The organism is Tabrizicola sp. (assembly GCF_031377265.1).
Taxonomy (GTDB): Bacteria; Pseudomonadota; Alphaproteobacteria; order Rhodobacterales; family Rhodobacteraceae; genus JAUYQR01.
Genome location: NZ_JANMET010000031.1, coordinates 1 through 23452, shown reverse-complemented (window position 1 = coordinate 23452; position 23452 = coordinate 1). Strand labels below are relative to the sequence as shown.

24 protein-coding genes and 1 pseudogene are annotated in these 23452 nt (G+C 60.5%); 12 read left to right on the top strand and 13 right to left on the bottom strand.

The window, feature by feature from the left end; all coding sequences use genetic code 11:
• From RMO18_RS01925 to lptF, 3 genes and pseudogenes are all read right to left on the bottom strand, one after another.
• Positions 1–407 (bottom strand): annotated as a pseudogene (locus RMO18_RS01925) (LPS-assembly protein LptD); the annotation flags it as partial.
• The gene (gene lptG, locus RMO18_RS01920) at positions 407–1504 is read right to left on the bottom strand and encodes an LPS export ABC transporter permease LptG (RefSeq protein WP_309663634.1); all 1098 of its coding nucleotides are present in this window, start codon (positions 1502–1504) and stop codon (positions 407–409) included. The pseudogene RMO18_RS01925 and the gene lptG, both read right to left, overlap by 1 nt.
• Entirely contained in the window at positions 1501–2616 is a 1116-nt protein-coding gene (gene lptF / locus RMO18_RS01915) for an LPS export ABC transporter permease LptF (RefSeq protein ID WP_309663632.1), read from the bottom strand. The genes lptG and lptF overlap by 4 nt, the downstream gene beginning before the upstream one ends.
• 142 nt (positions 2617–2758) lie before the next feature.
• Here lptF and RMO18_RS01910 point away from each other — a divergent pair, with 142 nt between their 5' ends.
• Positions 2759–4231: a leucyl aminopeptidase gene (locus RMO18_RS01910; protein ID WP_309663630.1), complete on the top strand. Its 1473-nt coding sequence runs from the start codon at positions 2759–2761 to the stop codon at positions 4229–4231.
• Positions 4232–4238: 7 nt separating this feature from the next.
• A complete protein-coding gene (locus RMO18_RS01905; protein WP_309663628.1) occupies positions 4239–4706 on the top strand; it encodes a DNA polymerase III subunit chi in 468 nt (155 codons plus the stop codon).
• Between the two features lie 4 nt (positions 4707–4710).
• Here RMO18_RS01905 and RMO18_RS01900 read toward each other — a convergent pair whose 3' ends face one another.
• The 3 genes from RMO18_RS01900 to RMO18_RS01890 form a co-directional block, all read right to left on the bottom strand.
• Positions 4711–5286: a TIGR02281 family clan AA aspartic protease gene (locus tag RMO18_RS01900; RefSeq protein WP_309663625.1), complete on the bottom strand. Its 576-nt coding sequence runs from the start codon at positions 5284–5286 to the stop codon at positions 4711–4713.
• A 67-nt stretch (positions 5287–5353) separates the two neighbouring features.
• A complete protein-coding gene (locus tag RMO18_RS01895; RefSeq protein WP_309663624.1) occupies positions 5354–5974 on the bottom strand; it encodes a MarC family protein in 621 nt (206 codons plus the stop codon).
• 58 nt (positions 5975–6032) lie between these two features.
• Entirely contained in the window at positions 6033–7880 is a 1848-nt protein-coding gene (locus tag RMO18_RS01890; RefSeq protein WP_309663622.1) for an ABC-F family ATP-binding cassette domain-containing protein, read from the bottom strand.
• 187 nt (positions 7881–8067) lie between these two features.
• Here RMO18_RS01890 and ndk point away from each other — a divergent pair, with 187 nt between their 5' ends.
• The 3 genes from ndk (at position 8068) to gph (ending at position 10056) form a co-directional block, all read left to right on the top strand.
• On the top strand, positions 8068–8490 hold the full coding sequence (ndk, locus tag RMO18_RS01885; RefSeq protein ID WP_309663620.1) for a nucleoside-diphosphate kinase: 423 nt from the start codon (positions 8068–8070) through the stop codon (positions 8488–8490).
• 218 nt (positions 8491–8708) lie between these two features.
• Positions 8709–9395, top strand: a complete 687-nt coding sequence (gene rpe, locus RMO18_RS01880) for a ribulose-phosphate 3-epimerase (RefSeq protein WP_309663618.1) — start codon at positions 8709–8711, stop codon at positions 9393–9395.
• A complete protein-coding gene (gene gph, locus RMO18_RS01875) occupies positions 9388–10056 on the top strand; it encodes a phosphoglycolate phosphatase (RefSeq protein WP_309663616.1) in 669 nt (222 codons plus the stop codon). The genes rpe and gph overlap by 8 nt, the downstream gene beginning before the upstream one ends.
• Positions 10057–10074: 18 nt before the next feature.
• Here the strand turns inward: gph and RMO18_RS01870 are convergent, their stop codons facing one another.
• Positions 10075–11247, bottom strand: a complete 1173-nt coding sequence (locus RMO18_RS01870; protein ID WP_309663614.1) for an FAD-binding oxidoreductase — start codon at positions 11245–11247, stop codon at positions 10075–10077.
• Positions 11248–11398: 151 nt separating this feature from the next.
• Here RMO18_RS01870 and RMO18_RS01865 point away from each other — a divergent pair, with 151 nt between their 5' ends.
• Positions 11399–12184, top strand: coding sequence for an autoinducer binding domain-containing protein (locus tag RMO18_RS01865; RefSeq protein ID WP_309663612.1), 786 nt, complete (start codon positions 11399–11401; stop codon positions 12182–12184).
• 330 nt (positions 12185–12514) lie between these two features.
• On the opposite strand, the gene tsf is transcribed toward RMO18_RS01865, so the two are convergent.
• The 4 genes from tsf to RMO18_RS01845 all read right to left on the bottom strand — a co-directional run bounded on the left by tsf (position 12515) and on the right by RMO18_RS01845 (position 15905).
• Complete coding sequence (tsf, locus tag RMO18_RS01860) at positions 12515–13411, bottom strand: translation elongation factor Ts (RefSeq protein ID WP_309663610.1); 897 nt, start codon at positions 13409–13411, stop codon at positions 12515–12517.
• A gap of 75 nt (positions 13412–13486) precedes the next feature.
• On the bottom strand, positions 13487–14257 hold the full coding sequence (rpsB, locus tag RMO18_RS01855; RefSeq protein ID WP_309663608.1) for a 30S ribosomal protein S2: 771 nt from the start codon (positions 14255–14257) through the stop codon (positions 13487–13489).
• A 159-nt stretch (positions 14258–14416) separates the two neighbouring features.
• Positions 14417–14773, bottom strand: coding sequence for a DUF1330 domain-containing protein (locus RMO18_RS01850; RefSeq protein ID WP_309663607.1), 357 nt, complete (start codon positions 14771–14773; stop codon positions 14417–14419).
• A gap of 184 nt (positions 14774–14957) precedes the next feature.
• Positions 14958–15905: a homocysteine S-methyltransferase family protein gene (locus RMO18_RS01845; protein ID WP_309663605.1), complete on the bottom strand. Its 948-nt coding sequence runs from the start codon at positions 15903–15905 to the stop codon at positions 14958–14960.
• A gap of 182 nt (positions 15906–16087) precedes the next feature.
• Between RMO18_RS01845 and RMO18_RS01840 the strand changes: the two genes are divergently transcribed.
• The 5 genes from RMO18_RS01840 to RMO18_RS01820 all read left to right on the top strand — a co-directional run bounded on the left by RMO18_RS01840 (position 16088) and on the right by RMO18_RS01820 (position 19912).
• On the top strand, positions 16088–16720 hold the full coding sequence (locus tag RMO18_RS01840; RefSeq protein WP_309663603.1) for a helix-turn-helix domain-containing protein: 633 nt from the start codon (positions 16088–16090) through the stop codon (positions 16718–16720).
• Positions 16721–16765: 45 nt separating this feature from the next.
• Positions 16766–17656 (top strand): PfkB family carbohydrate kinase, encoded by an 891-nt coding sequence (locus RMO18_RS01835; RefSeq protein ID WP_309663602.1) that lies wholly within the window; start codon positions 16766–16768, stop codon positions 17654–17656.
• The gene (locus RMO18_RS01830) at positions 17653–18231 is read left to right on the top strand and encodes a DUF1349 domain-containing protein (protein ID WP_309663600.1); all 579 of its coding nucleotides are present in this window, start codon (positions 17653–17655) and stop codon (positions 18229–18231) included. The genes RMO18_RS01835 and RMO18_RS01830 overlap by 4 nt, the downstream gene beginning before the upstream one ends.
• A complete protein-coding gene (locus RMO18_RS01825; protein ID WP_309663598.1) occupies positions 18228–19151 on the top strand; it encodes a pseudouridine-5'-phosphate glycosidase in 924 nt (307 codons plus the stop codon). Before RMO18_RS01830 ends, RMO18_RS01825 begins: the two co-directional genes overlap by 4 nt.
• A gap of 80 nt (positions 19152–19231) precedes the next feature.
• The gene (locus RMO18_RS01820) at positions 19232–19912 is read left to right on the top strand and encodes a DUF502 domain-containing protein (protein ID WP_309663596.1); all 681 of its coding nucleotides are present in this window, start codon (positions 19232–19234) and stop codon (positions 19910–19912) included.
• Between the two features lie 9 nt (positions 19913–19921).
• Here RMO18_RS01820 and RMO18_RS01815 read toward each other — a convergent pair whose 3' ends face one another.
• Both RMO18_RS01815 and RMO18_RS01810 read right to left on the bottom strand, forming a co-directional pair.
• The gene (locus RMO18_RS01815) at positions 19922–20941 is read right to left on the bottom strand and encodes a patatin-like phospholipase family protein (protein WP_309663595.1); all 1020 of its coding nucleotides are present in this window, start codon (positions 20939–20941) and stop codon (positions 19922–19924) included.
• Entirely contained in the window at positions 20938–21711 is a 774-nt protein-coding gene (locus RMO18_RS01810; RefSeq protein ID WP_309663593.1) for a 3-hydroxybutyrate dehydrogenase, read from the bottom strand. Before RMO18_RS01810 ends, RMO18_RS01815 begins: the two co-directional genes overlap by 4 nt.
• Positions 21712–21992: 281 nt before the next feature.
• Between RMO18_RS01810 and RMO18_RS01805 the strand changes: the two genes are divergently transcribed.
• Positions 21993–23452, top strand: a 1460-nt coding sequence (locus tag RMO18_RS01805; protein ID WP_309663591.1) for an extracellular solute-binding protein, incomplete at its 3' end; no start/stop codon positions are given.

Below are 23452 nucleotides of genomic sequence, written 5' to 3'. Positions count from 1 at the left end.
GACGAAGCTACCACATTGTCCATGGCAGTATAGCGACCCGCCACCCGCATCATCCGGTTTGCGGCCAGCTGCAGTTGCCGGTTCAGAACCAGCCGGGCGCTGGTCAGGATGCCCTCTGCCAGATCGGCGGACAATTCAGCTTGTGACGCAAGGATCAGTGTCTTGCCCGTCTCGTCGGTCAGCACGATCGGGCCTGTGATAACCAGACGGTTAGCCGGCTGATCGTATACGATCCGTGCGGCCTTCAGGCGGCGGCCCTTGAACAGGATTTCAACATTGCCGTCAGCAATCAGCCGGCTGTCCCCGGCGATTTCCAGGCTGTCGGAAACCAGCGTCGCCTGTTCCTGTGCCGACGCCGGAAAGGCCAGCGCCAGCATCAGACCTGCAATGAAGAGCAGCCTGACCATCAGCCATCCTCCAGATGCAGAAGGAGGCTGAGGGCCAGAAGGGCCGCAGCGAGCGGGGGGCTCCACGCGGCAATGGAGATCGGTATTTGACCGGTGTTGCCAAGCGCTTGCGCGAAGTTTCGAAGAAAGAAAATGCTGAAACCGGCCAGCATCGCATACAGCACCATCCGCCCTGTGCCACCAAACCGCACGTGCCGCATGGTAAAGCCCGCTGCCACCAGCACCATGGCAGCCATCAACAGGGGCTGGGCGAGTTCCATCTGCAGCCACAGTCTGTATTCACGCGCCGAAAAACCAGCCCGCTCCAACCCGCTGATGTAAGCGGGAAGTTCCCAGAAGGGGATGGCGCTGGGTGTGCCGAAACTGTCACGGATACGTTCAGGCGTGAGGTCGGACGGCAACGAGACATCGCCAGTTGCGGTTGTCGCTGTAAGTTCGGGGTTTGGATCCGCCAGATGCCAAGTCTTTGCCCCGCTCAACACCCAGCCGCCGGCACCGAGCTTGGCCGAAGCAGCCTCGATGCGCGTGTTTGGCAACCCGGACGCATCAAAGCTCATAAACGTCACGCCAAAAAGCTGGGTTCCGTCGAAATTCGATCGTGCTGCCTGAATGACGGTCTGACCGTCGTCAGAGCCCTGGCGCAGCCAAAGCCCGCTGTCCGCCACCGACAGCACAGAGACTCCGCTTTGAGACAGCGCGGCGCGGGAATTGTCATACTGCTTGGAAGTTGCCGCGACAATCGGGTTGAAAACCGTCACCGTCAGCAGGCCAAGCCCCACGGCCACCAGTAGCGGTGTCAGAAGAAATCGCAATCCCGAACGACCTGCCGCGCGCACCACCACCAATTCCGACGATCGCGCGAGGCCAAGGAACATGGTGATCGACCCGATGATCACGATCAGCGGCATCACCCGGTAAAGCGTTTCAGGAACGTTGATCAGCGCAAGTCCCATCGCCTGAGACAGCCCAACGCCGACAGAAGAAAACCGGCGCAATTGTTCGATCATGTCGATCAGCATCAAGATGCCAAAGAAAATCAGAAATACTATGGTCACTGTCCACAGAAAACGCCGCGCGATGTACAGGTTCAGCGTCATGCCGCGATCCTGCGTCGGCGTCGTGGCCGCTCGGCCAGCGCCAATAGTGCCACGCCAATCAGGCCACCACTGACCGGCGCCAGATACGTCAGCGGCCATGCCGCCGCCTGTTTCATCGCCACGCCCGATGACCAGGTACTGACCATTTGCATCAAGATCAGCAACCCTACCGCCAACACCATCTGACGCCACAGGCCGAAGCGGGAAAAGGTGCCCAACATCAGGGCGGCAAACCCGATCAATGGCGCAGCAACCGCAAGCATCGGGCTGGCAAAGCGCCAGTTTCCTTCTTGAAGGAACTCTGCCTTCGTGGAGTGTGTGGCCTGCATCAACTCGTCTGTAGGATGCAGCAATTCCATTGTGGACAAAGCGTCAATCGACTGTCCACCGCGCCCACTGGCAGATATCAGCCCCGCAAGATCCAAGGTGAAATCGGCAAACCTGGTAACCGACATCCGCTGATCAGCCCGGGTCAGGGACTGCGCTGCACCATCAAACATCAACAACTTCGGCGCGACATCGCCGGGCACCAACAAGGCGCGGCGGGCCGTATAGGTCATGCGTTCCGTCGTGCTGCGTTCGTCCGACAGAAACAGGTCATTCAGCTCGCCGGTCTGGCTGATATCCCGGACGTAAAGGGTGACGCCATCTGCCGGATGCATGAACTGTCCTTCGTTCAGGAACCGCGCTGTGACATTCTCGGAAATTTCCGCACTCCGCTCCGTCAAGATGCGCTGACTTGCCGGCACGAGAAAATGCACCAACACCAACTGCGCGGCCATGACCACCAAGCCGAAGTACAGGATTGGTCGTGCCAGCCTGAAATATGAAAAACCAGTGGCCTGCATGACCACAAGCTCGCTTTCCTGCATCAACCGGTTGACCACGTAAACCGCCGCCGCAAAGGCCGAAACCGGCAGCACAAGCCGGATCACGTTCGGCAGTGTCAGCAGCGAAAATTCCAGAAAGACCACCGCGGACTGACCGTCTCTGATCAGTTGGTCAAACAGACCAACCGCCCGGTTCACCCAATACACAGCCACCAGCACAAGCGAGAAGAACCCGAAGAGCTGAAGCAGCAGTGACAGCAGATATCTGTCGAATCTGGACACTGTCCGCCATGCTCCCACAAGATGTTGCGCCAACCCTAACGGAATTCGCCGGCGGCGAAAACTCATATCTGGCCAATCCCATGGCGAAATTGTAGCCTTGAAGCAAGGCTTTGCCGACCCCCCGAAAGGTGAGAAAAACCCTATGTCCAATCCACTGCCCATTCAATTCCACGCCACTGATCTTGAACTGCTGAGTGGTCACACCGGACGCATCAGCGTTCTGGCCGATGCTGGTGCAGCGCTCAGCCCGGCAGGACGCAGGCTGGACAGGCTGATGAAAGGCGCGCTGGCGCGGGCGGTAGCGTCGGATGCTTTTTCCAAGGCCAGGCCGGGCGATTCTCTGGAACTGGCGTTTCCCGCAGGGCTTGCCGCCGATGCGGTGCAGATCGTCCGCCTGCCGAAACGAGCTGACATTGCGACAGCGCGCAAGGCTGGTGGCACCATAGGACGGACCCATGGAGCGGCGGCGACGCTGATCCTGGGCGAATCTCATCCGCGCGCCGCTGATCTGGCATTTGGGGTGGCGATGCGGGCTTACGAGTTTACGGCTCACAAGAGCGGCGAGAAGAAGGTTTTGGGTCCGGTCACGATGATGGTTGCCGCCCCGGAAGCGGTGGCAAAACAAGCAGCCCCGATGGCCGCAGTTGCAGAAGGCGTGTTCTTCACCCGCGATCTGGTGAATGAGCCAGCCAATGTGCTGACCACACACGATTTTGCGGCCCGACTGGCGGCGATGCACGAGTTGGGGCTTCACGTCGAGATTCTGGAAGAGCCGGAGCTTTTGAAGCTGGGCATGAACGCGCTCTTGGGTGTGGGCATGGGGTCGGAGAGCCCGTCCAAGGTTGTGGTGATGCAATGGAACGGCGGCAAGAAGGGCGATGCGCCGTTTGCGCTGGTCGGCAAAGGCGTGGTGTTCGACAGCGGCGGCATTTCAATCAAGCCAGCCGGTGGCATGGAAGAAATGACCATGGATATGGGCGGCGCCGGGGTTGTTGCGGGGGTGATGCGGACACTGGCCATGCGACAGGCAAAGGTCAACGTGGTGGGCCTGGTGGGGCTGGTAGAAAACATGCCGGACGGGCGGGCGCAACGCCCCGGTGATGTGGTGCGTTCGATGAAAGGTGACACGATCGAGGTCATCAACACCGACGCTGAAGGGCGTTTGGTGCTGGCCGATGTGCTTTGGTACGCCCAGGAACGGTTCAAACCGGTCGGCATGATCAACCTGGCCACCCTTACAGGGGCGATCATCGTGGCCCTTGGTCATGAAAACACCGGCGTCTTTTCCAACAGTGATAATCTGTGCAACGCATTCCTCAAGGCCGCAGCGGCCGAGGGCGAAGGCGCTTGGCGGATGCCGATGGGCGATGGCTATGATGCGAAACTCAAATCCCGCATCGCCGACATCGTCAATTCCTGTGGCCGGGATGGCGGGGCGATCACCGCGGCTCAGTTCCTGGCGCGTTTCGTGAAACCCGAAACACCATGGTGCCATCTCGATATTGCCGGAACGGCGCTATTGAAATCCGATACGGCGCTTGCCCCCAAGGGGGCGACGGGTTGGGGGGTCATGGCACTGGACCGGTTGATCCGCGACCGGTACGAAAAGGGCTGAACGCCGGATGGGCATGGTGATGTTCTACCACATGACGCGATCCGATGCGGCCCATACGGTTCGGTCGCTTGTCGGCCGCGCCATGGCGCAAGATTGGCGGGTGATGATCCGCGGTACTGATCATGCAAAGTTGGAACAGCTGGATGCCAAGCTATGGCTGGGACCTGAGGAGGAGTTCTTGCCGCACGGCCTGCAAGGCGGCGCGCAAGAGTCTGATCAACCGGTTCTGATAGGGCAGGGACCGGTGACAAATGGGGCACGCGCACTTGCCCTGCTTGACGGGGCACAGGCCACAGATGTGGAAATCGCAGCGATGGAGCGTGTCTGGATTTTGTTTGACGGGGCCGACGACGCACGCCTGCAAGCGGCCCGAGTGGATTGGAAACGCCTCAGCAGTGCCGGCATCGCTGCGCAGTATTGGTCGGAAGACAGTGGGCGTTGGGAAAAGAAGGCCGAGTCCGGGGCCGCCTCGTAACGCTTTACTGGCGCAAGACCATCTTGTCGCCGTCAATCTCCAACCGGAACTGACCAAGGTAATCCATACCGAGCAGCGAGCCATCCATCTCGGCATCATTGACCCAAGCCGGGAAGCTTTCGTTCCGGAACGGCCCAAGTTCCACCAACGGCAATTCCACCCGCGCCGTTCGAACGACACCGTTTGCCGTGCTTGCCTCGCCGACATACAGCAGACTATCCGGCTCAATCCCCAACCTGCGCGCATCATCGCGCGACAACACCATGTTGGTGGCCCCGGTATCTGCCATGAAAACGACGGGTGTGCCGTTCACTTCAAGTGTCAGGTAGTAGTGCCCGTCAGCGGCGCGCGGTACTTCGATCGCACCGGTTGTGCTGACCATCTGCGTGGGCATGATGTCGCTGCGTATGTCGGTCCAAAGGCCATAGCCGGCCATCATCGCCAAGAAAATCAGCCCCCAGGCCGCCACCATCCGCAGGGCCTGACCCATACGTTGGCGAAACTCGACCATGGCCCAGCCGCCGAGCGCGACCAGAATGATCGCAAGATAAGCCAGCCGACTGATGGTATCGCCGTCCATGTTATGTCCACTTTGCCAAAACGCTGGTTTGCTGACGATATGGGGATCATGCGGCGCAAAGCAACGGTCAGCCGATCAACCCGGTGCCACGGATGCCGTCGATCACGAACTGCACCGAAAGTGCGGCCAGAAGCATCCCCAGTAGCCTTGTGATAACAATGGTCCCGGTGCGGCCCAAAAGCCGCTCCAATGGCGGCGAGGCAAGCAGAAAGGCAAAGGTCACCAGTATCATCGCCAACAGCAGCGCCAGAACTGCGATGGTGCCGATCCATCCCGGGCCGGACTGCCCGACCAACAGAATGATCGAGGCGATTGCGCCGGGTCCGGCAATCAGCGGTGTGGCCAGCGGAAAGACCGAAGGGTCATGATCGGCTTCGGCTTGCTGTCCTTCGCGCCGCTGGGTGCGGCGTTCAAAAAGCATGTCCAGCGCGGTCAGAAACAGCAGAATACCGCCCGCAATGCGGAAAGCCGGCATCGAAATGCCGATGAATCCAAGCAGCGCTTCGCCCGCAAGACCAAACAGCAGCAACAGGATAAACGCGATGGTGCAGGCCCTGAGCGCCATGGCACGGCGCTTTTCCACGCCCATGCCGCGGGTCAGCGCGATGAACAGCGGCACCAGACCGGGAGGATCGATCACCACAAACAGCGTTACGAAAGCAGTGATCAGAAAGGCGGTTTCCGGCATGGACCCTCTCGCGGTTGACCCTTGCTACCGCGCGAGCAGGCATTTGGAAAGGACTGCGTCAGGCCGCCGCCTCAAGCCGCTCCTGCGCTGCAAGCCACATCGCTTCGGCACGGTCCAAACCGTCCATCACTTCGGCATACTTCTTGTTCCAGGTTTCCAGCTCACCGATCCGTACGGCTTCGTACAATGCCGGATCTGCCAGCTTTTTCGCCAGCTTGTCGCGCATGTCGTTCAGTTTGGCCAAACGCTCCTCGCATTTGCGGACGTCGGCCTTGAGGGTCAGAACCTCGTCACGGCTGGCCTTCTTCGGCTTTTCAACGGGCTTCGCTGGGGCCTTGGTGTCTTCGTCCCCGGCAAGCAGCTGGCGACGGTAGGCCTCCAGATCTTCGGTGTAGGGCGTGACCGCCCCGTCCTTTACCAGCCACAGCCGGTCGGCCACAAGGCCAAGAAGATGCATGTCATGGCTGACCAGAATGACCGCGCCGGAATAGACGGTCAGCGCCTCGACCAGCGCCTCACGGCTTTCCATATCGAGGTGGTTGGTCGGTTCGTCCAAAATCAGCAGGTGCGGCGCGTCGATTGTTGCCAGCAGCAAGGACAATCGTGCCTTTTGCCCGCCGGACAGCCGCCCGACCAGCGTTTCCGCCTGATCCGCCATCAGACCAAATCCAGCCAGACGCGCCCGGAGGCGGGCTTGCCCTTCGGCTGGGCGCAAACGCATGATGTGCTGCAGCGGCGTTTCGTCGATGTGCAGTTCATCCACCTGATGCTGCGCAAAGTAACCGATCCGAAGCTTGGACGAGCGCACAATGCGGCCCTCGGACGCTTCAAGTTTGCCCGCCAACAGCTTGGAAAGGGTAGACTTTCCCTCACCATTTCGCCCCAGAAGCGCAATCCGGTCGTCCTGATCGATGCGCAACGACAGCTTTTTCAAAACCGGCGGCCCCCCGTAACCCACGGCAGTGCCTTCCATGTTGATGATCGGCGGCGACAACTCCTCAGGCGCGGGGAAAGTGAAGACCACCTTCTTGGCGTCTTCCGGCGCGGTGATCGGCGTCATCTTTCCCAGCATCTTCACGCGCGACTGCGCCTGCACGGCCTTGGATGCTTTGGCCTTGAACCGATCCACGAAGCTTTGCAGATGCGCCCGGCGCAGATCCTGCTTTTTCGCCTCGGCCTGCAAGACGGCGCGGCGCTCGGCCATCTGGCGCGCGAACTGGTCGTAAGGGCCGGTCCAATAGGTCAGCTTGCGGTCGTCAAGGTGCAGGATGCCCTGAACTGCGCGGTTCAGGAGACCGCGGTCGTGGCTGATGATCAGCACGGTATGTGGGTATTTCTGCAGGTAGGCTTCGAGCCACAGCGCGCCTTCAAGATCCAGATAGTTGGTCGGTTCGTCCAAAAGCAGGTAATCAGGTTGGGCGAACAACACTCCGGCAAGCGCCACGCGCATCCGCCAGCCGCCCGAAAACGCCGAGCAGGGCATCAACTGCTGGGCCGCATCAAACCCCAAGCCCTTTAGAATGCTGGAGGCGCGCCCTTCTGCGGACCAGGCATCGATGTCAGCCAGACGCGCCTGCACTTCCGCAATGCGGTGCGGGTCGGTCGCTGTATCGGCTTCGGCCAACAGGCTCGCGCGTTCGACGTCAGCTTGCAGAACCGTTTCCAGCAGCGAGGTTTCCGACGACGGCACCTCCTGCGCGACACCACCGATCCGGGCGCGAGAGGGTAGGTTGATCTCGCCACCCTCCAGCGCCAGCTCGCCCTTGATCAGGCGGAACAGCGTGGTTTTCCCCGCGCCGTTGCGGCCGACAAGGCCAACCTTGTGACCGGTGGGAATTGTCGCAGACGCCCCCTCAAACAGCGGGCGGCCTTCAACGGAATAGGTGATGTCTGAGATTTTGAGCATGCGCTGCGACTTGCCCTAAGGCTGGATCAAGGTCAACTGCTGACCAGGCAAGTTCCCAAATTAGGCGTAGCTTTACGGGCGTTTTTGCTGCCGTGCCGCCACCTTTTCATTCTCTGCGCCGCGTGTTAGCAGGCAGTCGAAATTCAGGTGCGGGCAGGGGCCTGTACCGTCAATCTATGAGGACGTCATGGCCACCGAACGCACCCTTTCGATCATCAAGCCCGATGCAACGAAGCGCAACCTGACCGGCAAGATCAACGCCAAGTTCGAAGAGGCCGGCCTGCGGATCGTCGCTCAGAAGCGGATTCATCTGACGGTTGCACAAGCCGGCGCGTTCTACGCCGAGCATAAGGAGCGCGGCTTCTACGGCGAGCTGTGCGAGTTCATGGCGTCCGAACCGGTTGTCGTGCAGGTGCTGGAAGGCGAAGGCGCCATTTTGAAGAACCGTGAAGTGATGGGTGCCACCAATCCGGCAAACGCTGCAGAAGGCACCATCCGCAAGGAATTTGCGCTGTCGGTTGGTGAAAATTCCGTGCACGGCTCTGATGGCCCGGAATCGGCGGCGCGCGAGATTGCTTTCTACTTTTCAGGTCTCGAGGTCGTCGGCTGATTGGCGCTACTTCTCTAAAGGAAAGGCCCGGTCACTTGGTGACCGGGCCTTTTCATTCCCGGCTAGCTTAGACAGCGGAGCAGGGTGAAGTAGGGGTCAAACAACCGAAACTGCAATCACTGTAAATAGCGCATAATCAGTATTATGTAATGTAAGCAAGGCTGGAAACCCGACCTTTTGCGCGATATGACGCGAATGATAGTGAAAAGGAAACCGCTATGGCCTTTGACCGCAGTCTCAAGATAGCGCCCTCCATTCTGGCCGCAGACTTTGCCAATTTCGGTGCAGAATGTCGCGCGATCGAGGCTCAGGGCGCAGATTGGGTGCATGTCGATGTAATGGACGGTCACTTTGTGCCCAACATCACCTTCGGGCCAGCAATGTGCGCGGCTCTGCGTCCGCACATCAAGGGCGTGATGGATGTTCACCTAATGATCGCCCCGGTGGATCCCTTTGTTGACGCTTTTGCAGCCGCGGGCGCCGATATCATCACAGTTCATCTAGAGGCTGGTCCGCACATTCACCGAACTATGCAAGCTATTCGATCCAAAGGAAAAAAGGCCGGACTGGCGATCAATCCCGGGACTGGACTGGACGCGGTATCGCAGCTGCTCGACACCACTGACTTGATTTGCGTGATGACCGTGAATCCGGGATTTGGCGGTCAGGCGTTCCTGTCGTCGCAGTTGGCCAAGATCAGCAGCATTCGCCAGATGATCGGTGATCGCCCGATCCACATCGAGGTGGATGGCGGTGTGACGCTTGCCACGGCACCGCTTGCCACCGCCGCAGGTGCGGACGTGCTGGTCGCTGGTTCGGCGCTGTTCAAGGGGGGAACGGCCCTGCAGCCAGCAGCTTACGGGGAAAACATCCGGGCGCTGCGCAAGGCGGCAGCGGATGAGTAACCGCGTCGGGCTGATCTTCGATCTGGACGGCACACTGATCGACAGCGCCCCTGATATTCACGCAACGGCCAATCTGGTCTTTGCGCGCAACGGCTATGGCCCCTTTGATTTCGCAACGGTCCGTGGCTTCATCGGTAACGGAGTTGGAGTTCTGGTGGCGCGCCTGATGGCCCATGCAGGGCTGCCCGATGCTGCCGACCTGCACGATGATTTGGTCTCTCAATTTGTCACAAACTACGAGCAAGCTGTTGATCTAACAACACTATACCCTGGCGTCGATGATGCGCTGGACAACCTTGCTGCGCGGGGTCACCCGATGGCCATCTGCACCAACAAACCCGCGTCTCCGGCGCGATCGGTGTTGCGTCACTTTGGGCTCGACCGGCATTTCAAAGTGATCATTGGCGGTGACAGCCTGCCGCAACGCAAACCGGACCCTGCCCCGCTGCTGGCAGCAAAGGTGCAGTTAGGCAGCGCGCGCATTCTTTTTGTCGGCGACAGCGAGGTGGATGCAGAAACAGCCGTCGCCGCAAACGAGCCATTGGTTCTATACTCACAAGGTTACCGCAAGATCGCCGCAGAACTCCTTGGTGCCAAAGCGATTTTTGATCACTTCGACGCCCTGCCAGGCCTGGTCCGCCATCTGGAACCGCGGCTTTAGCTCAACAAAACCGCAATGCTACACGACTGCGCGCTCGCGGAACGGGCGGCCTTCAACCATCCGCGCAACCGACAGGTCGCTCAGATCAATTGTCTGCCAGGCTCCGGTCAGCAGATGTTCGGCCACGCCACGCCCGACGGCAGGTGATTGCTGCAAGCCGTGTCCGGAAAAACCGCTCATCAGATGCAGATTGGGCAGCGCCGGGTGCGGGCCCAGAATAGCGTTCTGATCCAATGTGTTATAGTCATAGTGCCCAACCCAGTGGCGCACCACCTTTACCGCGTCGAATGAACGAGAGCGGGCGTAAAGCTGTTCCCAGATGACATCTTCGAACAGATGCAGATCCGGCTCGAAATCGCCCGGATCGCAAGGGCCGTCCTCGGCTGGCACTGTCGCGGTGATCCAGTGGTTGGCTTCGGGCCGCAAATAAAATCCCGCGTCCACCAGCAAGGGGGCGTCGGGGTAGCGTGCGTTGGGGGCATCGATTACGAAGACCGTGCGTTTGCGGGGCTCGACCGCATGTGGCAGTCCGGCCCAGGCCATCACTTCGGCCGCGCGCGTCCCGGCTGCGTTGACCACAGCATCACACACCACCTCGCCCCGCCCTGCCAACGTGACTCCGGTCACTCGCCCGTCCTGCACGCGCAGTCCGGTGGCCTTGTCGCTGACAAAGCGCGCGCCCTGTGCCCGCGCCGCTGCCTTGAAGCCCGCCATCAGCCCCATATTGTCAAACCAGCCTTCGTCGTGTGGACCGAACGACCCGGCAACAAGGTCTCCAACCTCCAGCCAAGGAAAGCGCGCCTTTATCTGTTCCGGCCCCCAGATCTCGGTTCCTGCGCCGTGCTGGCGCTGCATCTGGGCGACCTCGGCCATCACTGCGGCGGTATCGGGTTGGCCGGTTACGAACAGATAGCCATTCTCCTTCAACCCAAGGGACCCGACGTCCGCCAACTGGCCCAACTGCTCTGCGAAGGTTCGCAGAAATCCAATCCCGAATCGCGAAATCTCGACGTTGACGGCGGTGGTGAACTGTTGCCGGATAGATGCCACCGACCGCGACGTAGCCGCCTTGGAAAAGCTCGAGTCCTGTTCCACAACCAGCACGTCAAGCCCTGGCGACAGCTTGGTCAACCAATAGGCCACTGACGATCCCATGACCGCGCCGCCGATAACGATGACATCTGCTGTCATGAATACCCTGTAACTCCCGCAAGCCGCCCTAGAGCCTCGACAGCTTGATCATCCAACCGTATGACACCTATCAAGGCAAGGACAAGCCGTTGCCCGCTTGGCGCTCCGGTCTGTGGTTGCACATTGCCGACGGCTTTCGAAGGAAACGACCATGACAGAGACGACCGTTCTCGCATTGCTTAACCGCGTCGCCGCTTCCTCCTCGATCGATGAGGCATGGGGCCACGCAACGGTGTATTTCGCATCGCTTGGGTTTGGCCGCGCCAACTACGGGTTTACCCGGTTTCGCCATGTGAAGACGATTGGCGACCCAGATGATGCGCTGTTCCTGTCGACCTGTGACGCCGATTATGTGAAGCGCTACTTTCAGGGCGGATTCTATGCAAAGACCCCGGTTTTCCGTTGGGCAGAGCGCAGTGCAGGCGCCTGCACCTGGGCATGGGTGAAAGAGGCGTATGAGGCGGGTCGCCTGTCTGCCGAGGAAGCCGAGGCCGTGCGCCAGAATGCAGCAATGGGGGTGACTGCGGGCATCTCGATCAGCTTTCCCAACGCCACGGCGCGCGCCAAAGGTGCCTTGGGCCTGATTGCCGACCACGGCCTAACCCATACCAGTGTCGAGGATATCTTTGCCTGCCGGCGCGAGGAGATTGTTGCCGTGGCCAACATGATGCACCTGACCATCGTGCATCTACCGCAACTGAGCCGGCATCGTGCCCTTAGCCCTCGCCAGCGCGAGGCGCTGGAATGGGTCGCCGACGGCAAGACAACTCAGGATGTCGCCTTGTTGATGGGCGTTTCGCCGGCAATGGTGGAAAAGCACCTGCGCCTCGCGCGCGAAGCACTGGCAGTGGAAACCACGGCGCAAGCGGTGGCCAAGGGTGCGCTACTGAACATGATCTTCCAGCGTCTGCCGGACATGGCGCAGGCCGCGCATTGATCTTCAGGTAGGGGTTTCCTTACTCGCGTTACGCTGCGTCATCATGCACACTAATCTTGTTCAGCGGGCGGTGGCACGCCCAGCCGGACGTCCGGCGCGGTGGGAATTTACCGTAGCTGGTTTTTGGTAGGGGCCTGAAAAGGCTCTCAGAACGCCACTATTGTTGTGGCTGTTTTTGTCTTGCTTGCCCGTCCTCATCCCCAGGGGGCCAGGCGAGACAGCAACGGTGCGGTCCTTCGGGATCGCACCGTTTTCGTTTGTAGAATCCGGTACGATGCAAAGCAAAAGAGCCGGTGTTTCCACCGGCCCCCTGCCCTGATTTTCAATGTCTCAGGCTTGCGCCATCTTCGCAACTTCTGCAGCGAAGTCTTCTTTTTCCTTCTCGATGCCTTCGCCCACACCCATGCGAACAAAGCCGGTGATTTGCACACCAGCGTCCTTGGCGGCTTGCGCCACAGTGATCTCTGGGTTCATCACGAACATCTGGCCCATCAACGTGTTTTCAGCGAGGAACTTCTTCATCCGTCCCGGGATGATGTTGTTCTGAATCACCGCTTCCGGCTTTGGTTTGGGCGAGGTTGCGTTCTCTTCCAGCGCTTTCTGGGTTTGAACGGCCAACTCGCGCTCGACCACCGACGGGTCAAGGTCCGCTTCCGACAGCGCCAGAGGGTTGGTAGCCGCGACGTGCATAGCGACTTGCTTGGCAAAGCCAACGTCCGCTCCGGTGATCGCCACCAGAACGCCAATCCGGCCCATGCCGTCAGCCACTGAGTTGTGGACATACATCGCCACATGCTCGCCCGTCACTGCTGCCATCCGGCGCAGGTTCAGGTTTTCGCCGATCGTTGCGACGGCTTCCTGGATCACGGTCTGCACCGGCTGTCCGGCCAGATCGGCAGCCTTCAGGGCCTCGACATCGTCAGACCGCAGGGCCGTCTTGGTAATGTTGTGGACCAACTGCTGGAAATCGGCATTGCGACCGACAAAGTCAGTTTCCGAGTTCACTTCGACCGCCACGCCACGCCCGCCGGATACGGCAACGCCCACCAGGCCTTCGGCGGCCACGCGGTCAGCTTTCTTGGCAGCCTTGGCAAGCCCCTTGGTGCGCAGCCAATCGACTGCCGCTTCCATGTCACCATTGGTTTCAACGAGGGCCTTCTTGGCGTCCATCATCCCTGCACCCGTCGAATCGCGCAGTTCCTTCACCATTTGAGCGGTGACTGTCATCGTCTCATCTCCTGAAATTGGTGACCCGGCGGGGGTAGGCCCGCCGGGTGAAAGTTCTGTGACAGGTGGCCCATATCAGGCCTCCGCAACGTCCTCGGCGGCAGCCTCTTCGACGGGTGCCGCTTCCAGCGCCCCAAGATCAACGCCGGCCGCGCCCATCTGTGCAGACATGCCATCCAGAGCAGCGCGGGCAATCAGGTCGCAGTACATTGCAATTGCGCGTGCTGCGTCATCGTTGCCGGGGATCACGAAATCCACGCCCTTGGGCGAGCAATTGCTATCGACGATACCGACAACCGGGATGCCCAGCTTCTGTGCTTCGAGGATGGCGAGATCTTCCTTGCCAACGTCGATGATGAAAATCAGGTCCGGGGTGCCGCCCATTTCACGGATGCCGCCAAGCGACGCTTGCAGCTTCGACTGGTCGCGTTCCATGCCCAGACGCTCTTTCTTGGTCAGGCCTTCGGCGCCCTGCCCCAGCACTTCGTCCAGATGCTTCAGCCGCTGGATCGATGCGCTGATCGTCTTCCAGTTGGTCAGCGTGCCGCCCAGCCAGCGATGGTTCATGTAGAACTGCGCGCAACGCTCTGCCGCTTCGGCGATCGGCTTCTGCGCCTGACGCTTGGTGCCGACGAACAGGATGCGGCCGCCCTTGGCCACGGTATCCCGCACCATTTTCAGCGCCTGATCCAGCAAGGGAACGGTCTGCGTCAGGTCAAGAATGTGAATGCCGTTGCGGTCGCCGTAGATATACGGGCCCATCTTGGGGTTCCAGCGTGCGGTCTGGTGGCCGTAGTGAACGCCAGCTTCCAACAGCTGACGCATGGTGAACTCGGGAAGAGCCATGCCATAATCCTTTTCCGGTTTGATCCTCGGTGAAGCCGTCTTCAGAGCATTTGCCCCAACCGGCGGACCTTGCGGGATTTCTCCCCGCAAAAGCCCAAGCCTCACCTGTGAAGTGCGCGCCGAATAGCGGGTTTCGGCTGCCACCGCAAGCGATATTGTTCACCCGAAATCGTCATATCCTTCGACAATGGCCAGATCGTATTCGGCGATCCCGTCATACATCAACATGGCAGACTGCTGGGCAATATCCACGAAAGCCGCCTGTGCATCTGCCAGGGACATGAATTCCACGACCACCAGCCGTGGTTTTGGCGACCCGGACCCCACGATGACTTTCGGGCTCCGAATGACTATGCGACCACCAAGTCGATCAATCGCATCCGAGGCCAGTTCAAGGTAAGTGAAATACCGACCATCGTCGATGATCCGGACAGAGATAACCCAATAGCCTTTCGCAGGACCTTCGCGCACAAATGCTTTCGACTTGGTAAAACTGGGTTGAAATTCTTCTTCCATCGGCAACCTTCGATAAACTGTGAAAAAACCATTTTCTGCCCTCCGTCTTGGCTGTGAACGGCGGCGCCGCAAGCGGCCGTTGATCAGGACGCCCTTGTGAACGCCCTGACGGCAATTCGGTTCCCGACCAATGGCCGTGACCCGAAGCCGGGCGGAAGCGCCAGCGCAAGACCGGGTCTGCGGCTCATCCGTGCCTCAGGCGGCCCGATGCGAATGAAGATACTGCGGCGCCGACATGTCTGTGGTCTGATCCGCAGCAGCCGCCGATCACACGCAGGTTAGGCAGCAGCCCCCCAAGCTCGCGGTAAAGCACCCCGAACTCTGCTGGGTTACCGTCGTCCAACTCAGTGGCTATATCAAGTTCGGCATGACTCAGCCGTGATGCATTGGCACGTATACCACCAATGCGCTGGACCCAATCGCCTTTCAGCGCCCCGCTGAAATGGGTCGGGTGTGCGCAATTGACCATATAGAACAATGGGCTGCCGCCGGTTGATGTTTCAACCTCGGCAATCGCCGATGACAGCGATTGGCCGTTCGGCAGGCGTCCGTCGGTTTCCACCGTGAAGGACAGAATATGCGGCAAGCCGTGCCGCGTGGCCGCCCGGGCTATACCGATGGCTTGTGCCGGATAGGTCATCGTGACCGCAGAAATCAGATCGACACCATTTTGAGCCAGCGTATCGATCTGAAACGCATGCAGGGCTTCGGCCTCGGCAGCAGCAAGTGCAGTGTCGATACGATAGCCATCACCCGCCGGACCGACCACGCCATTGACGAGGATCGGCAGACTGTCGGTTTCAACCCGGTTACGGAAGGTTTGGGCGAAGCTGACCGCCCGCTGGTTGGCACTCCGGATCGCGTCAGCGTCCAGGCCCATTGCCGCCGCCCACCCCATATTGGCACGCCAGGTGGCGGTATCCAGCACAAGGCCGGTCTGCCCGTCGCGTGCCAGTTGCACGAAATGATCGAAATACCGGGTCAGCGCCGCCCTGCCGTCGTCGCTGTCCAGAAGAGTGAACGACGCGAAATGCGGCAGGTCGATCCCTTCGAGAAAGATCATCACTGTTTCCAGCCCCGCATCGGCGATCCAGGGCCTGTCGGCTTTCATTAGCTTTTCAACGCGTGACATGGCAGTCTCCTATTCCGTGAATTTGTCGCTGAAGGAAGGGTGCTGCCAGATCGGTCGCCGTACCAGCCGACTTCCGGTCTACCAAGGGCGAAATATATTGGTGTTATATATCAATCGATTGCGCCAATGATCTACCCTTTCCCTGGGGCCGCCCGATCGAGGACTATACCATGAGTCAAGCAATGTCCGACGTAACCGTCTTGCGCCCTGCCCGAACCGCCACGCGCGAGCGCATCCTGGCCGCCGCACACGATGCCATCATCGACAAGGGCTTCGAGGCCACCTCGGTCGAGGAAATCGCCGCAGCGGTCGGCATCAGCCGCGCGGGCTTCTTTTACCACTTCCCCGACAAGAACGCCCTCGCCCGTGCCCTGATCGACACCCAGATCGTCGAAGAGGGCGAGATGCTGGCCGGCATAATGGCCCGCGCCGCGGATCTGTCGGATGACCCGCTGCAACAGATGCTGATCGCCATGCGCCTGATGGCCGAGAGGTATCACGAATTTGCCGGTGGCTATGCCGGCTGCATCCTGGCCAGCGCGATTTTTCAGGACCGCCTTTTCGATGCCGAGGTCAAGGCCGCGAACCGTCGCGCCCAACTGGCGTTCCGCGACCGCTTTGTCGATCACTTCGCCGCCATAGCCGCCGCCTACCCGCCGGTCGATCCGGTCGATCCGGGCGAGATGGCCGACCACTTGAATGCGGTGATTACGGGCGGCATCGTCGTCTCGCGCGGCCTGCGCGACCCGCAGGTGCTGGTCCAGCAACTGCTGCTGGCGCGGCAGATGGTCAAGGCGATCTATACCGGTCGCTGAAGCCATGCCCATTGCAGTCGGGCGCGGGCTTTGCAACAACGCGCCATGACACCCGACATTCTCTGCATCGGTTCCGTCTTGTGGGACATCATCGGCCGCTCGCCCACATCGATGCGGCTTGGCTCTGACGTGCCGGGCCGGATCACCCGTCTGCCTGGCGGTGTGGCGATGAACATCGCGATGACGCTGCGCCGGTTCGGGCTGACCCCGGCCCTGCTCAGCGCGATCGGTCGGGATGCCGAGGGCGATGAGTTGATTGCGGCCTGTGATCGGATGGGGCTTGTCACGGCGCATGTCTACCGTTCCGACGATCTGCCAACAGACCGCTACATGGCGATCGAAGGTGCCAACGGCCTGATTTCCGCGATTGCGGATGCCCATTCACTGGAAGCGGCGGGTGACAAGATCCTGCGCGCGCTCGCCGATGGCAGCCTTGGTCGGCCAGACGCCCCCTGGTCCGGCCTGATCGCCCTCGATGGCAATCTGACCGAGGCGCTGTTGTCCGACATCGCCGTTTCCGCCCTGTTCGCCCGCGCCGACCTGCGCGTCGCACCCGCGTCCCCGGGCAAGGCCGAACGCTTGCTGCCCCTGCTGACCCATCCGACAGCAACCCTATACGTGAACCTGGAAGAGGCGAACATCCTGTCCAAGATGCAAAGCACCACTGCGCCACGCGCGGCCGAAGCGTTGCTGCAGCGTGGGGCAGCCAACGTCCTGGTCACCGATGGCGGCAGGACGGCCGCACAAGGCAGCCAACGCTTGGGCGTCATCGAAGGCAGCCCGCCCCCGGTTCTGGTGACCCGCGTCACAGGCGCCGGCGATACCTTCATGGCCGCCCACATCGTGGCGCAGGCCCACGGTGCCCCCCGCGAGGACGCTTTGGCCAAGGCCCTTCGCGCCGCCGCCGAATACGTTTCGGGAGAGATCGGGTCATGACTTTTGCCGACATGGAATGGCTGAACCCGCCGCCTGTCTGCACCACTGGCCCTGCTGGCCTGTCGGTCACAACCGGCCCCGCGACCGACTTCTGGCGTGAGACCTTCTATGGCTTCACCCGCGATTCCGGCCATTTCCTGCACCATCCGGTGACAGGCGATTTTTCCGTCCGGGTGACCATCACCGCCCGTTACGAGGCCCTTTATGATCAGGCCGGCCTGATGCTGCGACTGTCGGAAAGCCATTGGATCAAGGCTGGCGTCGAACTGACCGACGGCCAGCCGATGTTTTCAACCGTGGTCACCAACGGGCGATCCGACTGGGCGACCACGCCGCTGACAAGCGCCAGCCCGCTGACGCTGCGCCTGACCCGCCACGCCGAAGCGATCCGCATCGACCTGCGTGAAGCCTCGAGCATCTGGCGCATGGCGCGGCTTGCCTACCTGCCACCCGACAGCCCCGCGCACATCGGCATCATGGCCTGTTCGCCTGAACGCGAAGGCTTTACTGCCACTTTCTCAGATTACCACTGCGGTCCCGCCATCCCCCGCACCCTGCACGAGGCGCATGAATGACCCTTCCCATCACCTTTTCGCCCGAGATTGCAGCGGCGCGCGCCAATGGCACCCCCATTGTTGCGCTGGAAAGCACAATCATTACCCATGGCATGCCTTTTCCGCAGAATGTGGAAACCGCGATGCGCGTCGAGGCTGAGATTAGGGCCCATGGCGCGACACCCGCAACGATTGCGGTGATGGATCACCGCATCCTGGTCGGCCTGACCGAATCCGACCTCATGGCCCTTGGGCAAGCCAGCTCCGTCGCGAAACTGTCGCGCGCCGACCTCGCCGCCTGCCTTGCCTCTGGCGACACTGGGGCCACGACGGTGGCGGCTACGATGATCTGCGCCCGGCTTGCCGGCATAGAAACCTTCGCCACGGGTGGCATCGGTGGCGTGCATCGCGGTGCGGACACCAGTTTCGACATCTCTGCCGACCTGAGCGAATTGGCCGAAACCGCCGTTACCGTCGTTGCCGCAGGGGCCAAGGCCATTCTCGATTTGCCGAAGACGCTTGAATACCTTGAAACGCGCGGTGTCCCGGTGATTGCGTTCGGGCAGGATGATTTTCCTGCCTTCTGGTCCTGCTCGTCCGGTCTGCGCGCGCCGCTGCGCATGGACAGTGCCGCCCAGATCGCCGCCGCCCATCTGATGCGCACAAGGCTTGGCCTGCCCGGTGGCCAGCTTGTCGCCAACCCAATCCCGGTCGAGGCCGAAATCCCCCGCGACGAGATCACGCCGCACATCGAAGCCGCCTTGAGTGAAGCCAAAGCCAAGGGCATCGCCGCCAAATCAGTGACGCCCTTCTTGCTGCAGCGCATCTATGAATTGACGGCCGGACGTTCACTTCTCGCCAACATCGCTCTCGTTTTATCCAACGCCCGTCTTGCCAGCGCGATTTCCCACGAAATCGCCCTGCAACGCAGTAAAACCTGATGCGCGGCATTGGCATCCGGTCCGGGCTTTCCTAAAGTCCCGCCACACCGCAACTTTACCAACAGGTGTCGGGAGATTTCATGAACGAGCCTTTGACGCCCCGTCGACGCAGCCTTCTGGCGCGGCTCCGGGCCAGCTTCCTGACTGGCCTGGTCGTGGTTCTGCCCATCGGCCTGACGATCTATTTCGTATGGACGCTGATCGGCTGGATTGATGCCTGGATTCTACCCTTGATCCCCTCGGCATACCAACCCGAAGCGCTGATGCACCGCTTCCTTGGGCCAGAATCGAACTTCCCGGTGCGTGGCGTTGGCGTCTTGGTGTTTCTGATCTTCACCGTGATCATCGGCTGGATTGCTAAGGGTCTGTTCGGGCGTTCGGTGATCCGGTTTGGCGAAGACATGGTGGACCGGATGCCGATCGTCCGTTCGGTTTACGGCGGGATCAAACAGGTGGCAGAAACCTTCTTCAACAAGAAGGAACAAAGCTTCGACAAGGTCTGCCTGCTGGAATTCCCGCGCCCCGGAAGCTATGCGCTCGGCTTTCTGTCTACCCGGCCGAAGGGTGAACTGGCAACCCGGCTGACCGCCCTTGGGAATGAGATGTCGGCCGTTTTCGTTGGCCTGACCCCCTTCACTTCGGGCATGCTTCTGTTCGTGCCCACCAAGGATCTGATCATTCTGGACATGAAGATCGACGATGCCGCAAAGCTGATCGTTTCAGGCGGTCTGGTCTATCCGCTCCCCAAAGATCCGCTGTAACGGCTGCCATCAGCTCACCAGAGTCTTCAGGTTCACCGTCGGCTCCTGCCCCACTTTATCGGCAGATTCTGCCAAGAAGACTTCTGCTGCGCCCCGCCCCGCAGCCTTCAGCTCTGCAATCAGGTGTGGCGAAGGCGCAAGCTTGGTTGTCGCCGTCAATGCGTTCATCAACCTGTCGTCGGCAATCATGTGCACCCGTATGTCCTTCATGATCCCCCGTTCCATCCGACCCTCGGCAATCAGCCGCTTGACGAAGCTGATTGCCCGCAGCTCGCTCAGCAGGCTGGAATTGAAGCTGATCTCGTTGATCCGGTTCTGAATTTCCAGCGGCGTTTCCGGCACCTCTTCGCGCACCAACGGGTTGATTGACACCACGATGATGTCATCCGGCAAATCAGGCTCGTACAACGGGAACAGTGCTGGGTTTCCGGCATACCCTCCGTCCCAATAGCTTTCCCCATCGATCACCACCGCCTGAAACACCGTCGGCACACAGGCCGAGGCCATCAGTGCCGCTGGGGTAATCTCCTCGCCCTTGAACACCCGGATCTTTCCGGTTCGCACGTTGGTCGCACTTACAAACAGCCGTGGGCCTTCGGTGGCGCACACCCGGCTGAAATCAAATCCATCCACAATCGGACCCAGCGGGTTTTGCCAGGCGCTTCCCCAAGCGTAGGGTGAATACAGCTGTGCCGCCAACCCGTGCGACGAGATCGGCATGATCGCCTCCGCGGTTTCCTGCCACAGCCGCGCCAAGGGCAGCCACGCCTGCAACCACGGCACCATCCGCCAGTCTCCGATCGCGGCCACTTCGTCCCACAGCCGGTCAAGCATATGCTTTGCACCAAGCTGCCCGCCGACCAGCATTCCGGCCTTCAACGCCGCCCCGTTCAATGCCCCAGCCGAGGTGCCGGAAATCCCGGCAATCTCCAGATCCTGTTCTTCCAGCAACCGGTCCAGCACGCCCCAGGTAAAGGCGCCATGTGCGCCCCCGCCCTGCAGCGCAAGGCTGATCCGCCGCTTGGTCATAGCGCGGTCCAGCCACCGTCAACGGATATCGTGGTGCCGGTTACCTGGTCCGCAAACGGACTGCACAGATAAACCACGGTGCCGCCGATCTGTTCGGCGGTGGCAAACTGGCGTGACGGCTGACGCAGCAGCATCACATCGCGGATCACGGTTTCGCGGTCCATCCCGTGCACTTTCATCTGTTCGGGAATCTGCGCCTCGACCAGTGGGGTCAATACATAGCCGGGGCAGATCGCGTTGCAGGTGATGCCCTGCCCCGCGGTTTCCAGCGCCACCGTCTTCGAAAGCCCCACTATCCCATGCTTTGCCGCAACATAGGCGGCCTTGAACGGGCTTGCGGTCAGGCCATGCGCCGAAGCTATGTTGATCACCCGCCCCCACCCATTGGCGCGCATTCCGGCCAAGGCGACCGCCGTGGTGTGAAACGCCGAGGTCAGGTTGATCGCAATGATCTGGTCCCATTTCTCGACGGGGAATTCCTCGATCGGCGAAACGAACTGGATGCCCGCGTTGTTCACCAGAATGTCACAGCCACCCGCAGCCTCGATAAGCGCACGGCATTCGTCACCCTTCGACATATCCGCCTTCAGATAGCTGACCTTTACCCGGTATTTGTCGGCCAGCATCTTTGCCAGATCGTGGTCTTCCGACCGGTCGGTAAAGCTGTTGAGCACCACTTCCGCGCCAGCCTTTGCCAGCATTTCTGCCACGCCCAAGCCGATGCCAGAGTTCGATCCCGTGACCACCGCGCGTTTGCCATTGAGTTCCATTGACCACCTCATGCTGCGTTTGCAGCACCGTGCCATGCTGCGTGTGCAAAAGATAGGCACCCAAAAACCGCCAAGCAACTCTCTGCCGCAAAACAAAAAAACGCCGGCACGAAGCCGGCGTTAAGTTATTGAGGCAGGTTTCATACAGGCAAGAAACCTATCGAGCAGTGACACTTATATAATCCGCTCTCCGCCGATGGCCAAGCTAAAAGTTTGAAATGGTTCGCGCTCCGGCATAGGCTCGATGCAACGTCGAAAACCTAAAAGGGGACATCGCCACGATGCGCAGGGAAACTTTCTCAAAACTCCGTGAACTTGCCTTGGGGGCAGTCCTCGCCTTTGCCGCTGGTCCCGCGCTGGCCGAGGCGATGCATGGCATAGCTATGTACGGCGACCCCGCTCTCCCCCCGGATTTTGTGTCTTTGCCCCAGGTGAATCCCGATGCACCAAAGGGCGGGCGCATCGTGTTTGGTGAAAGCGGCACCTTCGACAGCCTCAACCCGTTCATCACCAACGGCCAGGCCGCAACCGGCATTTCCGCCCTGACGGTCGAGACGTTGATGGGCCGCTCCTATGACGAACCCTTCACGCTTTACGGCCTGCTGGCCGAATCGATCAGCACTGATGACGCCCGCAGCTTTGTTGAATTCACTCTGCGCGAAGGGGCCCGATTCTCTGATGGCAGCCCGGTCACAGTGGAAGATGTCCTGTGGTCGATGGAGAAATTGGGCACCGATGGCAACCCGCGTTACCTTGGCGCGTGGAAGAAGGTTGCAACTGCGGAAAAGACTGGCGATCGCTCCGTGCGCTTTACCTTCAACACCACTGATCGTGAATTGCCGCTGATCCTTGGCCTGCGCCCGATCCTGAAAAAGGCCCAATGGGAAGGCAAGGATTTCACTGCCTCTTCGCTTGAAGCGCCAATCGGGTCCGGCCCCTATACTGTCGACAAGGTCGAACCCGGCGCGTTGATCTCCTACAAGAAGAACCCCGATTGGTGGGGGGCAGATCTGCCGTTCAACCGCGGCCAGTGGAATTTCGACGAAATCCGCTACGACTATTTCGGCGATGCCGGCGTGGTGTTCGAGGCGTTCAAGGGCGGCACCATTACCAGCTACCGCGAAGGCAATGCCTCGAAATGGCTGACCAACTACGACTTCCCCGCTGTCACTGCGGGCGACGTGGTCAAATCCGAAATCCCGCACCAGCGGCCGTCCGGCATCGAAGGCCTGGTGTTCAACACCCGCAAGCCGATCTTTCAGGACTGGCGCGTCCGTGAGGCGTTGATCCAGGCATTCAACTTCGAATTCATCAATCAGGCGATCACCGGTGGTACCCAGCCGCGCATCACCTCCTACTTCGGCAATTCCTTCCTTGGGATGGAACCGGGCGCGCTGGCAACCGGCCGTACCGCCGAATTGCTTGAACCGTTCAAGGCCGACCTTCTGCCCGGCGCGCTTGACGGCTACACCCTCCCCGTGTCGGACGGCACCGAAATGAACCGCACCAACCTGCGCAGCGCTGCAGCCCTGCTGGAAGAGGCGGGCTGGACCGTGGGCGAAGACGGTGTGCTGAAGAACGCAGAAGGCACACCCTTCACCTTCGACATCGCTCTTGCTCAAGGCGCAGACGAGGTTGCCTCGATCGCTGCAATCTACATCGAGGCGCTGAAACCGCTTGGCATTACCGCCACCGTTTCCAGCGTCGACAGCGCGCAGTACAAGGAGCGGACCACCAACTA

Excerpts from the sequence above, each read along its gene's own strand:
- lptG (WP_309663634.1), bottom strand. The coding sequence starts at position 1,504 with ATGACGCTGAACCTGTACATCGCGCGGCGTTTTCTGTGGACAGTGACC.
- RMO18_RS01910 (WP_309663630.1), top strand. The coding sequence starts at position 2,759 with ATGTCCAATCCACTGCCCATTCAATTCCACGCCACTGATCTTGAACTG.
- RMO18_RS01905 (WP_309663628.1), top strand. The coding sequence starts at position 4,239 with ATGGGCATGGTGATGTTCTACCACATGACGCGATCCGATGCGGCCCAT.
- RMO18_RS01900 (WP_309663625.1), bottom strand. The coding sequence starts at position 5,286 with ATGGACGGCGATACCATCAGTCGGCTGGCTTATCTTGCGATCATTCTG.
- RMO18_RS01895 (WP_309663624.1), bottom strand. The coding sequence starts at position 5,974 with ATGCCGGAAACCGCCTTTCTGATCACTGCTTTCGTAACGCTGTTTGTG.
- RMO18_RS01890 (WP_309663622.1), bottom strand. The coding sequence starts at position 7,880 with ATGCTCAAAATCTCAGACATCACCTATTCCGTTGAAGGCCGCCCGCTG.
- ndk (WP_309663620.1), top strand. The coding sequence starts at position 8,068 with ATGGCCACCGAACGCACCCTTTCGATCATCAAGCCCGATGCAACGAAG.
- rpe (WP_309663618.1), top strand. The coding sequence starts at position 8,709 with ATGGCCTTTGACCGCAGTCTCAAGATAGCGCCCTCCATTCTGGCCGCA.
- gph (WP_309663616.1), top strand. The coding sequence starts at position 9,388 with ATGAGTAACCGCGTCGGGCTGATCTTCGATCTGGACGGCACACTGATC.
- RMO18_RS01870 (WP_309663614.1), bottom strand. The coding sequence starts at position 11,247 with ATGACAGCAGATGTCATCGTTATCGGCGGCGCGGTCATGGGATCGTCA.
- RMO18_RS01865 (WP_309663612.1), top strand. The coding sequence starts at position 11,399 with ATGACAGAGACGACCGTTCTCGCATTGCTTAACCGCGTCGCCGCTTCC.
- tsf (WP_309663610.1), bottom strand. The coding sequence starts at position 13,411 with ATGACAGTCACCGCTCAAATGGTGAAGGAACTGCGCGATTCGACGGGT.
- rpsB (WP_309663608.1), bottom strand. The coding sequence starts at position 14,257 with ATGGCTCTTCCCGAGTTCACCATGCGTCAGCTGTTGGAAGCTGGCGTT.
- RMO18_RS01850 (WP_309663607.1), bottom strand. The coding sequence starts at position 14,773 with ATGGAAGAAGAATTTCAACCCAGTTTTACCAAGTCGAAAGCATTTGTG.
- RMO18_RS01845 (WP_309663605.1), bottom strand. The coding sequence starts at position 15,905 with ATGTCACGCGTTGAAAAGCTAATGAAAGCCGACAGGCCCTGGATCGCC.
- RMO18_RS01840 (WP_309663603.1), top strand. The coding sequence starts at position 16,088 with ATGTCCGACGTAACCGTCTTGCGCCCTGCCCGAACCGCCACGCGCGAG.
- RMO18_RS01835 (WP_309663602.1), top strand. The coding sequence starts at position 16,766 with ATGACACCCGACATTCTCTGCATCGGTTCCGTCTTGTGGGACATCATC.
- RMO18_RS01830 (WP_309663600.1), top strand. The coding sequence starts at position 17,653 with ATGACTTTTGCCGACATGGAATGGCTGAACCCGCCGCCTGTCTGCACC.
- RMO18_RS01825 (WP_309663598.1), top strand. The coding sequence starts at position 18,228 with ATGACCCTTCCCATCACCTTTTCGCCCGAGATTGCAGCGGCGCGCGCC.
- RMO18_RS01820 (WP_309663596.1), top strand. The coding sequence starts at position 19,232 with ATGAACGAGCCTTTGACGCCCCGTCGACGCAGCCTTCTGGCGCGGCTC.
- RMO18_RS01815 (WP_309663595.1), bottom strand. The coding sequence starts at position 20,941 with ATGACCAAGCGGCGGATCAGCCTTGCGCTGCAGGGCGGGGGCGCACAT.
- RMO18_RS01810 (WP_309663593.1), bottom strand. The coding sequence starts at position 21,711 with ATGGAACTCAATGGCAAACGCGCGGTGGTCACGGGATCGAACTCTGGC.